The organism is Azospirillum aestuarii (assembly GCF_016632405.1).
GTDB lineage: Bacteria > Pseudomonadota > Alphaproteobacteria > Azospirillales > Azospirillaceae > Azospirillum > Azospirillum aestuarii.
In genome coordinates, this window is the sequence record NZ_JAEPIV010000015.1 from 1 (window position 1) to 629 (window position 629).

The window sequence follows — 629 nt, forward strand, 5'->3', positions numbered from 1 at the left end:
GTGCCCGGGAACAGCCGCTGGCCGCTGGTGACCGCCAGCACATAGCCGATCCGGCGCCGCACCATGGCTTGGCGCAGGGCGCTGTCGGCTCCGTACACGCTGTCGGCCGCGACCCACGCGCACGGCACCCCGGCGTCGAGCGCGCGCTCCAGCATCGCCGCTCCCAGCTTCGGCTTGGTGGCGAAGGCCACCTCCTCGGGCACCCAGGCGAGGCGACGGCGTTCCTCGTCACCGGCCCAGGACTGCGGCAGGTACAAGGCGCGGTCGATCAGCGCGTGGCCATGTCGGCCGGCGTAGCCGAGGAACACACCGATCTGGCAGTTCTCGATGCGCCCCGCGGTGCCGGAGTACTGGCGCTGCACGCCGACCGAGCGCGTGCCCTTCTTCACGAAGCCGGTCTCGTCGAGCACCAGGACCGCCTGGGAATCCCCCAGATGCTCGACCACGTAGCCACGCAGGTCGTCGCGCACGGCCTCGGCGTCCCAGCGCATGCGCGCCAGGAAGTCCTGCACGCCGTCCGGGCTGGCGTCGTCGGCGACCTCGGCCAACTGCCAGCCGTTCTTGCGCTCCACCGGCGCCAGCAGACCGGCCAAGTACTGGCGCGCCCGCCGGCGCGCTTCCGGCCGGCA

1 protein-coding gene is annotated in these 629 nt (G+C 72.8%); it reads right to left on the minus strand.

Translation table 11 applies throughout. The features are described from left to right. On the minus strand, window positions 1-629 hold a 629-nt coding region (locus JJL56_RS21720), incomplete at both ends, for an IS701 family transposase (RefSeq protein WP_200486229.1).